This window comes from Achromobacter sp. ACM02 (genome assembly GCF_014851605.1).
Classification (GTDB): Bacteria; Pseudomonadota; Gammaproteobacteria; order Burkholderiales; family Burkholderiaceae_B; genus Achromobacter; species Achromobacter aegrifaciens.
On record NZ_JACUZY010000009.1, the window covers coordinates 184122 to 197633 of the forward strand.

The 13512-nt window shown below is 65.9% G+C and carries 15 protein-coding genes; 3 read left to right on the top strand and 12 right to left on the bottom strand.

Translation table 11 applies throughout. The annotated features are described in order from the left end of the window. Positions 1-70 precede the first annotated feature (70 nt). From IB258_RS25325 to IB258_RS25335, 3 genes are all read right to left on the bottom strand, one after another. On the bottom strand, positions 71-643 hold the full coding sequence (locus IB258_RS25325) for a disulfide bond formation protein B (RefSeq protein ID WP_119450582.1): 573 nt from the start codon (positions 641-643) through the stop codon (positions 71-73). Positions 644-652: 9 nt separating this feature from the next. Continuing rightward, the gene (locus IB258_RS25330) at positions 653-811 is read right to left on the bottom strand and encodes a DUF5993 family protein (RefSeq protein WP_013395673.1); all 159 of its coding nucleotides are present in this window, start codon (positions 809-811) and stop codon (positions 653-655) included. Between the two features lie 803 nt (positions 812-1614). Then, positions 1615-2496 (bottom strand): phosphoribosylaminoimidazolesuccinocarboxamide synthase, encoded by an 882-nt coding sequence (locus IB258_RS25335; RefSeq protein ID WP_049075485.1) that lies wholly within the window; start codon positions 2494-2496, stop codon positions 1615-1617. A 262-nt stretch (positions 2497-2758) separates the two neighbouring features. Here IB258_RS25335 and IB258_RS25340 point away from each other — a divergent pair, with 262 nt between their 5' ends. After that, positions 2759-3214, top strand: a complete 456-nt coding sequence (locus IB258_RS25340; RefSeq protein WP_054451472.1) for a GFA family protein — start codon at positions 2759-2761, stop codon at positions 3212-3214. Positions 3215-3315: 101 nt separating this feature from the next. On the opposite strand, the gene fba is transcribed toward IB258_RS25340, so the two are convergent. Both fba and IB258_RS25350 read right to left on the bottom strand, forming a co-directional pair. Further along, positions 3316-4380 (bottom strand): class II fructose-bisphosphate aldolase, encoded by a 1065-nt coding sequence (gene fba / locus IB258_RS25345; RefSeq protein ID WP_013395676.1) that lies wholly within the window; start codon positions 4378-4380, stop codon positions 3316-3318. 202 nt (positions 4381-4582) lie between these two features. After that, the gene (locus IB258_RS25350; protein ID WP_192353357.1) at positions 4583-5482 is read right to left on the bottom strand and encodes an SMP-30/gluconolactonase/LRE family protein; all 900 of its coding nucleotides are present in this window, start codon (positions 5480-5482) and stop codon (positions 4583-4585) included. A 355-nt stretch (positions 5483-5837) separates the two neighbouring features. Here IB258_RS25350 and IB258_RS25355 point away from each other — a divergent pair, with 355 nt between their 5' ends. Then, positions 5838-7136, top strand: coding sequence for a dicarboxylate/amino acid:cation symporter (locus IB258_RS25355; protein ID WP_119450666.1), 1299 nt, complete (start codon positions 5838-5840; stop codon positions 7134-7136). A gap of 150 nt (positions 7137-7286) precedes the next feature. Beyond that, complete coding sequence (locus IB258_RS25360) at positions 7287-7667, top strand: hypothetical protein (RefSeq protein ID WP_125470418.1); 381 nt, start codon at positions 7287-7289, stop codon at positions 7665-7667. Positions 7668-7679: 12 nt separating this feature from the next. Here the strand turns inward: IB258_RS25360 and IB258_RS25365 are convergent, their stop codons facing one another. The 7 genes from IB258_RS25365 to IB258_RS25395 form a co-directional block, all read right to left on the bottom strand. Further along, positions 7680-8114: a hypothetical protein gene (locus IB258_RS25365; RefSeq protein ID WP_054451475.1), complete on the bottom strand. Its 435-nt coding sequence runs from the start codon at positions 8112-8114 to the stop codon at positions 7680-7682. A 137-nt stretch (positions 8115-8251) separates the two neighbouring features. After that, complete coding sequence (locus IB258_RS25370; protein ID WP_119450665.1) at positions 8252-8794, bottom strand: MOSC domain-containing protein; 543 nt, start codon at positions 8792-8794, stop codon at positions 8252-8254. Between the two features lie 23 nt (positions 8795-8817). Beyond that, entirely contained in the window at positions 8818-10017 is a 1200-nt protein-coding gene (locus tag IB258_RS25375) for an alpha-D-ribose 1-methylphosphonate 5-triphosphate diphosphatase (RefSeq protein ID WP_054451477.1), read from the bottom strand. Continuing rightward, on the bottom strand, positions 10017-10739 hold the full coding sequence (gene phnL, locus IB258_RS25380; protein WP_054451479.1) for a phosphonate C-P lyase system protein PhnL: 723 nt from the start codon (positions 10737-10739) through the stop codon (positions 10017-10019). Before phnL ends, IB258_RS25375 begins: the two co-directional genes overlap by 1 nt. Before the next feature lie 2 nt (positions 10740-10741). Continuing rightward, positions 10742-11518, bottom strand: coding sequence for a phosphonate C-P lyase system protein PhnK (gene phnK / locus IB258_RS25385; protein ID WP_013395684.1), 777 nt, complete (start codon positions 11516-11518; stop codon positions 10742-10744). After that, the gene (locus IB258_RS25390; protein WP_175181919.1) at positions 11515-12399 is read right to left on the bottom strand and encodes an alpha-D-ribose 1-methylphosphonate 5-phosphate C-P-lyase PhnJ; all 885 of its coding nucleotides are present in this window, start codon (positions 12397-12399) and stop codon (positions 11515-11517) included. The genes phnK and IB258_RS25390 overlap by 4 nt, the downstream gene beginning before the upstream one ends. Beyond that, positions 12396-13511 carry a carbon-phosphorus lyase complex subunit PhnI gene (locus IB258_RS25395; protein WP_054451483.1) on the bottom strand — a complete coding sequence of 372 codons (1116 nt, stop codon included), beginning with the start codon at positions 13509-13511 and terminating at the stop codon, positions 12396-12398. Before IB258_RS25395 ends, IB258_RS25390 begins: the two co-directional genes overlap by 4 nt. Position 13512 lies beyond the last annotated feature (1 nt).

The following is a 13512-nucleotide window of genomic DNA, read 5'->3' on the forward strand; positions in this document are numbered from 1 at the left end:
GGCCGCGGAAAGTCAAAGGACCGCGGACGGATGCCGCGAAACCCGGTATTTTACCCGGCGCCGGCAAGGGCTATGTCGCGGAGGCGGAATCCAGCCATTGGTAGCTGGCGGGGTTGTCCGGACAAGGCCCGAAACCGCACTCCAGCGTGGTGCTGCCCACATTGGCCAGCGCCACCAGGAAAAACAGGGCCATGACCAGCACGCCCAGCACCGACACCGGCTTGCGCAGCATGTTGTCGCCCCATTTGCGGTCGACGGCCAGCATCACGGCGCAGAACACGATGATGGCGGCAAAGGCGATGAACGCCCAGGTGTAGAAGTGCAGGCCCAGGAAGGGCGAGCCGTAGCCCGGATCGCCCGGCGCGATGTGCAGCAGCACTTGCCGGCCGGCGGCCAGCATGCCGCCCAATGCGGCCGCGATGCTCATCGCATAGTGCATGGGCGAAGGCCCCAACCGCATGTTCAGCAAGAAGCCCACGCCCGCAAGCAGCAGCGCCACGCGCTGCAACAGGCACAGCGGACAAGGCAGCTCGTCGTAGGCGATCTGCCAGAAGAAGGCCATGCCCAGGGCGCTGGTGACGCCCAGCAGCGCCAGGCCATTGAGGACGCGCGAGCCGCGCGCGGGATTGCGGGAGAAGATCATTGCCCCCCCTCAGAACGACAAGGCCAGAGGGCTGGTCATGTGGTACTGGCACCAGGCGGCGAACAGCGCCAGCGTCAGCAGCCAGAAGGTCACGCAGGGGCGGCGCCTGCCTAGCATGCCGAACCACACCGCGATCAGGCCAGTCAGGAAAGGCAACATCATTACCATGCTGGGAGCTCCTTTCTGGGGAACGTCCCCATGCAAGCAGCCGGGAATTATAACGTCACAATTCGCAATAAATCCTATCGAAAGCCCTGATAACACTTGCAGGGCAAGCGCTTTTCGGGTCGAAAAAACCGCTCCATCTGGACCGCCCGCGGTAAGTTGGACGTAAATCCAACTTGCTGGGGGCGAAGCGGTAGGGCTTCGAGCTTGCGGGCGTCAGGGTTCTTTAGCCGCCGAGGCTGCCCTGCGCCATTCCGATGCTCGCCCCGGTGGGGCTGCGCTTCGGATGGCTCCGGGGTCCTCGGCTGGCGGTCGCCTAATGCGTTGGCCTCAGACCCCGTTCATAGGTAGATGCCGTGAGGCGGGGGCCGGACGGAGGGATCCGAAGCGCAGCCCCACCGGGGCGAGCATCGGAATCCCGCAGTCCGGACGCCGGCGACTCAAGAACCCCGCCTCACAACACCGAAGCGGCAGGGCCTCGAGCTTGCGGATGTCGGAGTTCTTTAGCCGCCGAGGCTGCCCTGCGCCATTCCGATGCTCGCCCCAATGGGGCTGCGCTTCGGATGGCTCCGGGCCGCCTCGGCTACAGTCGCCTAATGCGTTGGTTTTGGACCCCGTTCAGGGGCAGATGCCGTGAGCCGGCGGCCGGGCGGAGGGATCCGAAGCGCAGCCCCACCGGGGCGAGCATCGGAATCCCGCAGTCCGGACGCTGGCGACTCAAGAACCCCGCCCCACAAAACCGAAGTGCGATCCGGATTTTCTTCATCCAGACGCCTTGGGAGCGGGCTTTCCTTACCCGGCAGCGTTCAGGCGACCAGGCGGTCCAAGGCTTCGCGGTACTTGGCGGCGGTCTTTTCCAGCACGTCCTGCGGCAGGCGCGGCGCGGGCGGGGTCTTGTCCCAGGTCTGGGTTTCCAGCCAGTCACGCACGAATTGCTTGTCGAACGACGGGGGGCTGATGCCCACGCGGTAGCCGTCGGCAGGCCAGAAGCGCGAGGAATCCGGCGTCAGCACTTCGTCCATCAGATACAGCGTGCCGTCGTCGTCCAGCCCGAATTCGAACTTGGTGTCGGCGATGATGATGCCCTTGGTGGCCGCGAACTTGGCGGCTTCGGCATACAGTTTGAGGGTCACGTCGCGGATGCGCTCGGCCATTTCCTGGCCGACTTCCTTGACCACGTGGGCAAAGTCCACGTTCTCGTCGTGCATCCCGAACTCGGCCTTGGCGGCGGGCGTGAAGATCGGTTCGGGCAGCTGGCTTGCCTGTTGCAGGCCGGCGGGCAGCTTGATGCCGCAGACGGCGCCGGTGGCCTGGTAGTCCTTCCAGCCCGAGCCGATCAGGTAGCCGCGGGCGACCGCTTCCACCAGGATGGGCTTCAAGCGCTTGACCACCACGGCGCGGCCGCGCACCTGGTCGACTTCGTCCGGCGCGACCACGTCTTCGGGCTTGATGCCGGTGGAGTGGTTCGGCAGGATGTGGGCCAGCTTCTGCAGCCAGAACTCGGTCAGTTCGGTCAGCACCTGTCCCTTGCCGGGGATGGGGTCGTCAAGAATCACGTCAAACGCGGAGATGCGATCCGATGCGACGATCAGCAACTTGTCGTCGCCCACCGCGTACATGTCGCGCACCTTACCGCGGCCCAGCAGCGGCAAGGACTTGATGCTGGATTGATGCAAAGCAGAAGTCACGGGAATGGCCTATGGCAATAATGAAGATTCCCGCCTCGGGCAAGCGCCAGGGCGGGAAGTAGAACGGAATCCGGGAACTGCGGGCAAGGCCGGCGCGGGCGCGCGGGTCCTGCGAAGCGCATAGGTTACTGCAAATGGGCAGGTTTTGCCGGCCCTCCCCTCGACGCCGCCCGGCGGCCGGGTTAGGCTCTTGCCTCCCCTATGATGCGCGCCGGCCGCCTCTCGCGTCACGGCGCTGACCCCAAGCCGGAGACAAAGCCGTATGCAGGATGCTTCCCTAAAACGCAGCGCCCACGCCGATGCGCAGGTACACCTGACCGGCGGTTGCCAGTGCGGCGCTGTCCGCTACGCCATCACCGATGAACCAATCATGGCGGCAACCTGTCATTGCCGGGACTGCCAGTACTCCAGCGGCGGCGCCCCCGCCCATGCCCTGATCTTCCCGACCGGCTCCATCACGCTGTTGCGCGGCAGCCCCAAAGAGCACCGCTACCGCGGCGAATCCGGCCATACCGTGATGCGCAGCTTCTGTGCGGACTGCGGCACTCCGCTGTTCGGCAATTCGGCGGGCATGGGCTATGACATCGTGCGGGCCGGTTCGCTGGACGATCCGGAAGCCTTCCGCGCCCGCGCCACCCTCTGGACCGAGTCGGCCCCGTCCTGGCACCACGTGGACCGTACCGTGCCGCACTTTCCCCGCAACTCGCCGGCGCCCTAGCGGCGGCGCAGACAAAAAAAGGGCGGTCCGCCTGGGTGGACCGCCCTTTTTTGCGCTTTGGCGCCAGACGCCTTTTGGCGTCACGCGCCTGCGGCAGATGCTTACTGCACCACTTGAGCCAGCTTGCCCGACGCGTATTGCGCGGCGATTTCGGTCAGCGGCAGGGCCTTGATCTTGCTGGCATTGCCGGCGGTGCCGAATTCGGTGTAGCGAGCCACACAGATCGCCTTGGCGGCGGCGCGGGCCGGCTTCAGGTATTCGCGCGGGTCGAACTTTTCCGGGTTTTCAGCGAAGAAGCGGCGGATCGCGCCGGTCATGGCCAGACGGATATCGGTGTCGATATTGATCTTGCGCACGCCGTACTTGATGGCTTCCTGGATTTCCTCGACGGGCACGCCGTAGGTTTCCTTCATGTTGCCGCCGAATTCGCGGATCTCGGCCAGCAGTTCCTGCGGCACGCTGGAGCTGCCGTGCATCACCAGGTGGGTGTTGGGCAGGCGGGCGTGGATTTCCTTGATGCGGGAGATCGACAGGATGTCGCCGGTGGGCTTGCGCGTGAACTTGTAGGCGCCATGGCTGGTGCCGATGGCGATGGCCAGGGCGTCCAGCTGCGTGCGGCGCACGAAGTCGGCGGCTTGTTCCGGGTCGGTCAGCAGCTGATCCATGGTCAGCTTGCCGTCGGCGCCGTGGCCGTCTTCCTTGTCGCCTTCCATGGTTTCCAGGGAACCCAGGCAGCCCAGTTCGCCTTCGACCGTCACGCCCAGCTTGTGGGCGGTATCCACGACCTTCTTGGTCACTTCGACGTTGTAGTCGTAGTCGGCGATGGTCTTGCCGTCTTCCTTGAGCGAGCCGTCCATCATGACGCTGGAGAAGCCCAGGTCGATGGCGCCTTGGCAGATCTTGGGCGACTGGCCGTGATCCTGGTGCATGACCACGGGGATGTGGGGATAGGTTTCCACGGCGGCCTGGATCAGGTACTTCAGGAAGCCTTCGCCCGCGTATTTGCGCGCGCCGGCCGAGGCCTGCATGATCACCGGGCTGTCGGTCTCCGCAGCGGCTTCCATGATGGCCTGGACCTGCTCCAGGTTGTTGACGTTGAAAGCGGGAATGCCGTAGCCGTGCTCGGCGGCGTGGTCGAGCAACTGGCGCATGGAGACTAGGGCCATGAGTGGTCCTCCTTAGGTACTGTCTATTGAAAGATGATTGAAGACTTGCTGAATGGGGTGATTTTACGGGGGATTCGACGAAAGGTCTTGCAACCGCCCGTATCCGGTCCATTCAGATGAGCACGAAAGGCTCAGGCCAGCCTTCGGCTCCCCCGAAGGACCGATGGCGCGGCGGCTTGCGCCGCGCCAGAAACCGCAGCGCCTACGGCCGACCGGCGTGCGGCACGTCCACCCGGGTCATCAGGATGCAGCCTTCGTGCCTGGCCCGGCGGTTGGCCTCGATGAAGTCGGGCGCGGCCGCCATGAACAGGGTCCGGCCGTCCGGCCCGCCCAGGGCGGCGGCGAAGATGCCGAATTCGCCGGTGTCGATCTGCTCCAGGATCTGGCCGCCGCGCGCCACGCGCACGATGCGCTTGCCGATGGCGTCAGCCACCCACAAGGCCCCTTCCGCGTCCAGCGCGCCGCCGTCCGGTCCGATGGCGGAGGCGGCGATCAACACGCCCAGGTCGTCGCTGGCCGGCAAGGGGCCGAAATCGGCCCAGTCGCGGCGCGGCCCCAGCCCGCCATCGGCCAGGATGTCGAACTCGGAAATGCGGTTGCCGAAGGTTTCGTTGACGATCATGGTCTTGCCGTCCGGCGTGATGAACGAACCGTTGGGAAAGCACAGTCCGTCGGCCACCTGGCGCGCCGAGCCGTCGGGATCGACGCGCACGATGCCGGTATTGCGGACCGGCTCGCCCGCCATCAGGTCGAAACCGAAATTGCCCACATAGGCCCGACCCTGCGCATCCACCACCATGTCGTTGACCGGGCCTCCGGTGGACGCCGACAGGTCGGCGTGCACGGCCAGCGTGCCTTCCGTCTCGCGCCGCAAGAGCTTGCGATCCTTCATGGACGCGATCAGCAGGCGGCCGTCCGGCAGCCAGCCCAGCCCGGACGGCTGCTGCGGCACCTTGCAGATCTGCTCGACCTTGCCATCCAGGTCCACGGCGATGACCTGCTCGGTATAGAAGTCCGACGCCCACAAGCGGTTTTCGTGCCAGCGCAGCCCCTCCAGATAGGTGTATCCGGACGCCAGCACGGACAATTCGCGTTTCGGCATTGCCTGGTCTCCTTGTGCGGCCCCGCGCAGGGGCTGTTGTTCGTGTTGCCCTGCGCCGCTGCCGCGCACGCCGGGATCGGTCCATTCTGGCATGAGCGCGAGCGATAGCGCAGCAGTTCCAAATTGATACAACTTCGACATCGCCGGTCCCGAAGCCGCTCCCGGGTAAGCCGCCTTATCCGTCCCCGATCTGACAACTACGTGTCAGGTGCGCGGCGTTAAGATCGCGCCCCAAGGGTAAACCCTGGCCTCTCGGCCTACCCTGGCATTCCCTCTCCGGATCCTCTTGCCCGCCTCTTGCCGGCGCGCCCGCCCTGCCGGGCCAGGCAAACGATCCCTGTTTTCCGTTTTGATCATGAACACTAAGAAGCTGACGCGTTACATCGGCATCGCCATGGTGCTGGGCATCGTGGTGGGCTATTTCTGCCACAACTACGCGCAGAACGAGAAAGAGGCCTTGCAGATCGCCTCGTACTTCAGTCTCGTCACCGACATCTTCCTGCGCATGATCAAGATGATCATCGCGCCGCTGGTCTTCGCCACCCTGGTGACCGGCCTGGCCAGCATGAGCGACGCCAGCGCCGTGGGCCGCATCGGCATGCGCGCCATGGTCTGGTTCATCGCCGCCTCGGCCCTGTCGCTGCTGCTGGGCCTGGCGCTGGTCAACATCTTCCAGCCCGGCGCGCACATGAACCTGGCGCTGCCGGACGCGAACCTGACCTCAGGCCTGAAGACGGGCGACTTCACGCTCAAGGCCTTCATCACGCACGTATTCCCGCGCAGCATCGCCGAGGCCATGGCCAACAACGAGATCCTGCAGATCCTGGTGTTCTCGCTGTTCTTCGGCGCCGCCCTGTCCTTCATCCGCGGCAAGGGCCACAACACCATCTACAACCTGATCGACGAGCTGGCCAAGATCATGTTCCGGGTGACGGACTACGTGATGCGCTTTGCGCCCCTGGGCGTGTTCGCCGCCATGGCCGCCGCCATCACCACCGAGGGCCTGGGCGTGCTGGTGAGCTACGGCAAGCTGATAGGCGAGTTCTATCTGGGCCTGGCGCTGCTGTGGGCCATTCTGTTCGCCGTGGGCTATCTGTTCCTCGGCAAGTCGACCTTCCGCCTGGGCGGTTTGATCAAAGAGCCCACGCTGCTGGCGTTTTCCACGGCCAGCAGCGAATCGGCCTACCCCAAGACCATCGAGGCGCTGACGCGTTTCGGCGTGCCCAAGCGCATCTCGGGCTTCGTGCTGCCGCTGGGCTACTCCTTCAACCTGGACGGCTCGATGATGTACCAGTCCTTCGCGGTACTGTTCATCGCCCAGGCCTACAACATCCAGATGAGCTTTACGCAGCAGCTGACCCTGCTGCTGGTGCTGATGGTGACCAGCAAAGGCATGGCCGGCGTGGCGCGCGCCTCGCTCGTGGTGGTGGCCGCGACCCTGCCGATGTTCCATTTGCCGGAAGCGGGCCTGCTGCTGATCATGGGCATCGACCAGTTCTTCGACATGGGCCGCACCGCCACCAACGTGGTCGGCAACAGCCTGGCCACCGCCGTGATCTCCAAGCTGGAAGGCAATCGCGAAGACACGGCCGATACCGAGTCCGCCGCGGCCGAGGAAGCCCCCGCGGGCCAGGCCGCACGCCAGAACGCCTGACGCAGCGGGCAATGAAAAACGGGCCGCATGGCCCGTTTTTTTTCATGGCTAGCGCCAGCTTGACCGGCGCCATGGCGGGGAGCAACATATAAGCCCTTCGCTTCCCATCCCGGCGCGGCGCGCATGGGCGCCACGCTCAGTCCTCATGCCATGAAACGCCTTAGCCTGCGCTGCGCCCTGGCAGCCGCGGCCCTGATGTCCGCCGCGCCCGCCTCCCACGCCTGGACCCGCATTTCCTGCGAGCTGGGCGGCACCGTGGCCAACCTGCCCGTGGTGATGCGCCAGTACCGCACCGACGGTACGGAACTGACGCAACTGATGTTTCGCTTGAAGGTCAGGAACGCGGACATCCCCGATGGCGCCCGCGCCGATACCGACTGCACCGAATTCGTCGGCCGCGAGATCGACGTGGTGCTGGAGAACACCGCCGCCAACACGGTCCGCAAGGGCAAGACCCTGAAGATGCTGTACCGCTACGACGATTCGCTGGGCCAGAGCCAGGCGACGAAGTTCGAGCTGGACCGGCCCTAGGCGCTGTACGCCCTAGTCGTTGACCGAGCACGAGACGGGCGCGCCGTCCTCGAATTCCACGTCGTAGGTGTGCACCGGATCCCAGGGCAGCGTGAACCACAGTTCATAGCCGTCGCCGTCTTCGTCGAACAGCCACAGCGCGCGCAGCACGGCATGCTGGGCCATGGCTTCGGGGGTTTCTTCCTGCAGCAGCTGGTTGTCGTCCAGGCCGAGCTTCTTGTAGTGCTCGTAGGAGTAGTTTTCCAGCAGGAATTCGGCCGCGGCCAGGATCTGGTCGTCGAGGTCGTCGATGATGGCCTTGACCACCTTGGACGCGCTGCTGTCGGGTTCTTCGCCGTCAGTCTGGATCATCACGTGGATGGGCGGACGGCCCTTGCCGGCGGCGACGTTCTCCGCGGCCCACAGATCGGGTTCCTCGGGATCCTGGGTGAAATTGAATCGTGCCATCGCAAACTCCGGAAAAAGGGCCAGCGCACCGCGGAAATCGCGGCCGCGCCTTTCCCGTCATTTAACCAGATGCACGGCCTCCCGGCTGCGCATATCGGCGATGTTTTTGCGACAGGCCGGCCTTGCGCGGACAGCGTTCAGACACGCTCCAGCGGCAGGTGCGGCAGGTCGGGCAGCGCCACGAGGATGGGATCGCCGGCGCTCACCGTGCCGCCTTCGATCACGATGCCCATGATGCCGGCGCGGCGCATCAGGCTGCCGTCCGGATGGCGGCCCAGCACAGCGGCGGTCAGGCCCTGCTGGTAGTTGTCGAGCTGGGAGCAGGGATTGCGCAGACCGGTGATCTCGACCACCGCATCCGCGCCGATATGCAGGCGCGCCCCGCGCGGCAGGCCCAGCAGGTCGATGCCGCGGGTGGTGATGTTCTCGCCCATGGTGCCTTCGGCCACGTTGAAACCGGCAAGCTGCAGCTCGTCGTGCAGCTCGCCGTGGATCAGGTGGACCTGCCGCAGATTGGGCTGGGCGGGATCCGCCTTGACGCGGGAGCGGTGCTTGACCGTAACGCCCATGTGGGCGTCGCCTTCCACGCCCAGCCCCTTCAGCAACATGATGGCCGGCACCACCGGCTTGCTGAACCCGTGCGTCGGGCTGCAGGCCACGGCTGTCACGATGGGATGCAACACATCTCTCTCCAGGAACCGGTTCAGGCCGCCACGGCCTGCTTTTCAGACGCCCGCTGCTCGCTGGCGCGCACGGGCGGATAGTGCGCCGAGAATACCAGCCGCCCCGCCGACCAGGTATGGCTGATCAGCGGCTGCGTGCCCACTTGCGCCACCGCCACCAGGTCCGCGCGCAGCCCCGGCGCGATGCGCCCGCGGTCGGACAGGCCGCAAGCCTGCGCCGGATTCAGCGTCACCAGCGCGACCGCCTGTGGCAGCGTCAGGTCGGTCTGAGCCGCCACCGTGTAGGCGGCGGCGATCAACGCCGACGGCTGGTAGTCCGAACACAGGCAGCTGGCCACGCCCGCGCGTATGGCATCGATGGCGCGCATGGAACCGCTCTGGCTCTGGCCGCGCAGCACGTTGGGCGCGCCCAGTATGGTGGGCAGTCCGCAGGACACCGCGGCGCGCGCGGTATCCAGGGTGATCGGGAATTCGCTCATCGCGACGCCCAGGTTGCGCATGGTGGCGATGCGCTGGATCGAATCGTCGTCGTGGCTGGCGGTGGGGATGCCCAGTCCCTGCGCATGCGACAGCAGCGCCTCCACCCGCGCCACCGCGCCATCCTTGGCGCGCGTCTTGGCCTGCGCGGCCTCCTCGGCCTGCTCGCGGCTCATGGCATGGTTGCCCATCATGTACTGCAGATAGGACTCCAGCGTCTTGAACTGGCCCTGCCCCGGAGAATGGTCCATCACCGACAGCAGGTCCACCGCGCCCTCGTCCATCAGCGCGCGCAGCACGTCCACCGAGGACGCGTCGGTGACTTCGTAGCGGCAGTGGACGCGGTTGTCGACCAGGCTGTGCTGGCCGAAGGCGCGCACCGTGCGCACCACTTCCGCCGCCGTCTGGTTGTTGCGCACGCCCCACTCGCTGTTGGCGAAGGACAGCGCGTGATACGGCGTGGTGATGCCGGCCGCGGCATTGCGGCGGTCCACCTGGGCCACGGCAAAATCCAGCGGAAACAACACGCGCGAACGCGGCTCGGCTTCCTTTTCGATGGCATCGCAATGCAGGTCGATCAAACCAGGCAGCAAGGTCTGGCCACGGAGATCGATCTCGCGGTCCGCGCGCGCGCCGGCAGGTTCGATGGCGACGATGCGGCCATCGTCGATCAGCACGGCGCTGTCCTCCAGGATGCGGTCCTGCAGTACCACGCGGGCATGGGTGAGATAGGTGCTCTGCATCATTGCTCCAGGTCGGCCAGGGCGGGTTGGGCGGGACGCAAGGCCAGCGTCTGCGTGGCGACTGCATCGCGCACTTCGGCGTCGTGGAAGATGCCCAGCAGGCAGCGGCCTTCTGCCATGGCCTCGCGGATCAGCGCGATCACGACCTGGCGGTTGTCCGCGTCCAGCGACGCGGTGGGTTCATCCAGCAGCAGGATGGGATGGCGCGCGATGAAACCGCGTGCGATATTCACGCGCTGCTGCTCGCCGCCCGAGAACGTGGCGGGCGCCAGTCCCCACAGGCGCGGCGGCACGTTCAAGCGTTGCAGCAGGGCTGCTGCGCGGGAGCGGGCTTCGTCGGCCTCCACGCCCGCTGCGCGCAGGGGTTCGGCCACCACGTCCAGCGCCGACACGCGCGGAATCACGCGCAGGAACTGGCTGACGTAGCCGATCACCTCGCGCCGCAAGGCCAGAATACGTTGTTCGGGGGCGCCGGCCAGCTCCACCCATTCGTCGTTCCAGCGCACCCGGATGCTGCCTTCGGTCGCCAGATAATTGCCGTACAGGCAGCGTAGCAGGGTGCTCTTGCCGGTGCCCGACGGTCCCGCCAGCACCAGGCAGTCGCCCGCCGCCGCGTCGAAGTCGACCGACTCCAGCACGGGCAGGCGCATGCCCCCCTGGTTATGCAGGGTGAACATCTTTCCGAGGCCCCGCACCTCGATCATGGGAGTCTTTTCAGGCATGGTCAGCTCTGCAAAATGGAGGACACCAGCAACTGGGTGTAGGGATGCTGCGGATCGTCGAGGATCTGGTCGGTCAGGCCGCTTTCGACCACTTCGCCGCCGCGCATCACCAGGGTCCGATGCGCCAGCAGGCGCGCCACGGCCAGGTCGTGGGTCACGACGATCGCAGCCAAACCCAGATCGGCCACCAGCTGACGCAGCAGGTCCAGCAAGCGCGCCTGCACCGACACGTCCAGCGAAGCCGTGGGTTCGTCCATGAACACCAGGCGCGGGTGCGTAACGAGGTTGCGGGCGATCTGCAGGCGCTGCTGCATGCCGCCCGAAAACGAGGTGGGCCTGTCATCCAGCCGTCCCGCGTCGATCTCCATTTTCTGAAGCCAGTTGCCAGCGGCCTGACGCAAGTCACCGTAATGCCTGTCGCCCACGGCCATCAACCGCTCCGCGATGTTGGCGCCCGCGCTGACCTGCATGCGCAGGCCGTCGCGGGCGTTCTGCCGCACGAAGCCCCAGTCGGTGCGCGACAGCAGGCGCAGGCGTGCGCCGGGCAGCGCGGCCAGGTCGGTAAAGCCCTGGTCGCGGGTGTCGTACCAGACGCTGCCCGCGTCCGGCCTGGTCTGGTACGACACGGCCGACAGCAGCGTGCTCTTGCCGGAACCGGACTCGCCGACCACGCACAAGACTTCGCCCGGATACAGATCGAAGTTGACGTTGCGGCAGCCGTGCACGCCGTCCCAGGTGCGCGTCATGTTGCGCACTGAAAGCAAAGGTTGGGCGTTCATGCCGCGGTCTCCTGGTTGGCTTGCTGTTGCGCCTGCCGGTCGTTGCAGTACTCGGTGTCGGAGCAGACGAAGCGGCGCGTGCCGGCGTCGTCCAGGATGATTTCATCCAGATAGCTCTCGCGCGATCCGCACAGGTCGCAGCATTCGTTCCAGGTCTCGACCCTGAACGGATGGTCCTCGAAGTCCAGGCTCTTCACCTGCGTGTAGGGCGGCACCGCGTAGACGCGCTTTTCGCGGCCCGCGCCGAACAGCATCAGCGCAGGACTGCGGTCCAGCTTGGGGTTGTCGAACTTGGGGATGGGCGAAGGCCGCATCATGTAGCGTCCGTTCACGATGACAGGATAGTCATAGGTGGTGGCGATATGGCCGTGCTGCGCGATGTCCTCGTACAGCTTGACGTGCATGCCGCCATATTCGGCCAGCGCGTGCATGGTGCGCGTCTCGGTTTCGGAAGGCTCCAGCCAGCGCAGCGGTTCAGGAATGGGCACCTGGAACACCATGATCTGCCCTTCCGCCAGCGGCGTCTCGGGGATGCGGTGGCGGGTCTGGACGATGGTGGCGGCAGAAGTGGATTCCGTCGTCGCCACGCCCGTGACACGGCCGAAGAAGCGGCGGATGTTGATCGCGTTGGTGGTGTCGTCCGAACCCTGGTCGATCACCTTCAGCACGTCGTTTGCGCCAATGATGGACGCCGTGACCTGGATGCCTCCAGTGCCCCAGCCATAGGGCAGCGGCATTTCGCGGCTGCCGAAAGGCACCTGGTAGCCGGGGATGGCGACGGCCTTGAGCAAGGCGCGGCGCAGCATGCGCTTGGTGGATTCGTCCAGATAGGCGAAGTTGTAGTGGTCGTCGCGTTCGACCGTTGCGTGTTGCGTAGTCATGGGGAAACCGCCTCGTCCATCAGATCGTTGCGCGCGGCCTCGGGCGCGGCGCGTTCGGCGCGCATGCGCCGCAACAGTTCAAGATTGGCCTGGAAGTCCACGTAGTGCGGCAGTTTCAAGTGCTGCACGAAACCGGAGGCTTCGACGTTGTCGCTGTGATAGAGCACGAACTCGTGATCATTGGCAGGCGAATCGGCGCGTTCGCCCAGGTCGCGCGCCTTCAGCGCGCGGTCCACCAGCGCCATCGACATGGACTTGCGTTCGCCATAGCCAAAGGTCAGCCCATAGCCCCGGGTGAACTTCGGGCCTTCCTCGGCGCTGCCCGCGAACTGGCTGACCATCTGGCATTCGGTGATCTCGATCTCGCCCACGGTGACGGCGAATCCCAATTCCTCGATGTGCATTTCCACCTCGAGCGCGCCGTAGCGGATCTCGGCGGCGAAGGGGTGGGTATTGCCGTAGCCGCGCTGGGTCGAATAGCCCATGGACAGCAGGAAACCTTCGTCTGCGCGCGCCAGGTTCTGCAGGCGGGCCGCGCGCGAGGCCGGGAAATCCAGCGGCTGCCGGGTCAGGTCGAAGGGTTCGGGATCGCCTTCGGGCACGGCTTCCGCGTCGATCAGGTCGTCATGCGCCAGCAGGTCGGTGACGCGCGGCATCGCGCTATCCAGCGCCTCGCCGCCCGGCGGCAAGGCGTCGGCTTCGCGCTGCGCTTCGAGCGAGAAGTCCAGCAGACGCTGGGTGTAGTCGTAGGTCGGTCCCAGGATCTGGCCGCCAGGCACGTCCTTGAAGGTGGACGAGATGCGGCGCTGCAGGCGCATGCGGCCGGTGTCGATGGGCTGGGTATAGCCAAAGCGCGACAAGGTGGTGCGGTAGGCGCGCAGCAGGAACACCGCTTCGATCAGGTCGCCCGCGGCCTGCTTGATGGCCAGCGCCGCCAGTTGCGGATCGTAGAGCGAGCCCTCCGCCATGACCCGCGATACCGCCAGCGGCATCTGTTCGCGGATCTGGTCCAGGCTCAGCTCGGGCACTTCGCGGTCGCCGCGCCGGTAGTCGTCCAGCATGCGGTAGGAATTGAGGATGGCGCGTTCGCCTCCTTTTACGGCTACGTACATG

Excerpts from the sequence above, each read along its gene's own strand:
- IB258_RS25325 (WP_119450582.1), bottom strand. The coding sequence starts at position 643 with ATGATCTTCTCCCGCAATCCCGCGCGCGGCTCGCGCGTCCTCAATGGC.
- IB258_RS25330 (WP_013395673.1), bottom strand. The coding sequence starts at position 811 with ATGGTAATGATGTTGCCTTTCCTGACTGGCCTGATCGCGGTGTGGTTC.
- IB258_RS25340 (WP_054451472.1), top strand. The coding sequence starts at position 2,759 with ATGCAGGATGCTTCCCTAAAACGCAGCGCCCACGCCGATGCGCAGGTA.
- fba (WP_013395676.1), bottom strand. The coding sequence starts at position 4,380 with ATGGCCCTAGTCTCCATGCGCCAGTTGCTCGACCACGCCGCCGAGCAC.
- IB258_RS25350 (WP_192353357.1), bottom strand. The coding sequence starts at position 5,482 with ATGCCGAAACGCGAATTGTCCGTGCTGGCGTCCGGATACACCTATCTG.
- IB258_RS25355 (WP_119450666.1), top strand. The coding sequence starts at position 5,838 with ATGAACACTAAGAAGCTGACGCGTTACATCGGCATCGCCATGGTGCTG.
- IB258_RS25360 (WP_125470418.1), top strand. The coding sequence starts at position 7,287 with ATGAAACGCCTTAGCCTGCGCTGCGCCCTGGCAGCCGCGGCCCTGATG.
- IB258_RS25365 (WP_054451475.1), bottom strand. The coding sequence starts at position 8,114 with ATGGCACGATTCAATTTCACCCAGGATCCCGAGGAACCCGATCTGTGG.
- IB258_RS25375 (WP_054451477.1), bottom strand. The coding sequence starts at position 10,017 with ATGCAGAGCACCTATCTCACCCATGCCCGCGTGGTACTGCAGGACCGC.
- phnL (WP_054451479.1), bottom strand. The coding sequence starts at position 10,739 with ATGCCTGAAAAGACTCCCATGATCGAGGTGCGGGGCCTCGGAAAGATG.
- phnK (WP_013395684.1), bottom strand. The coding sequence starts at position 11,518 with ATGAACGCCCAACCTTTGCTTTCAGTGCGCAACATGACGCGCACCTGG.
- IB258_RS25390 (WP_175181919.1), bottom strand. The coding sequence starts at position 12,399 with ATGACTACGCAACACGCAACGGTCGAACGCGACGACCACTACAACTTC.
- IB258_RS25395 (WP_054451483.1), bottom strand. The coding sequence starts at position 13,511 with ATGTACGTAGCCGTAAAAGGAGGCGAACGCGCCATCCTCAATTCCTAC.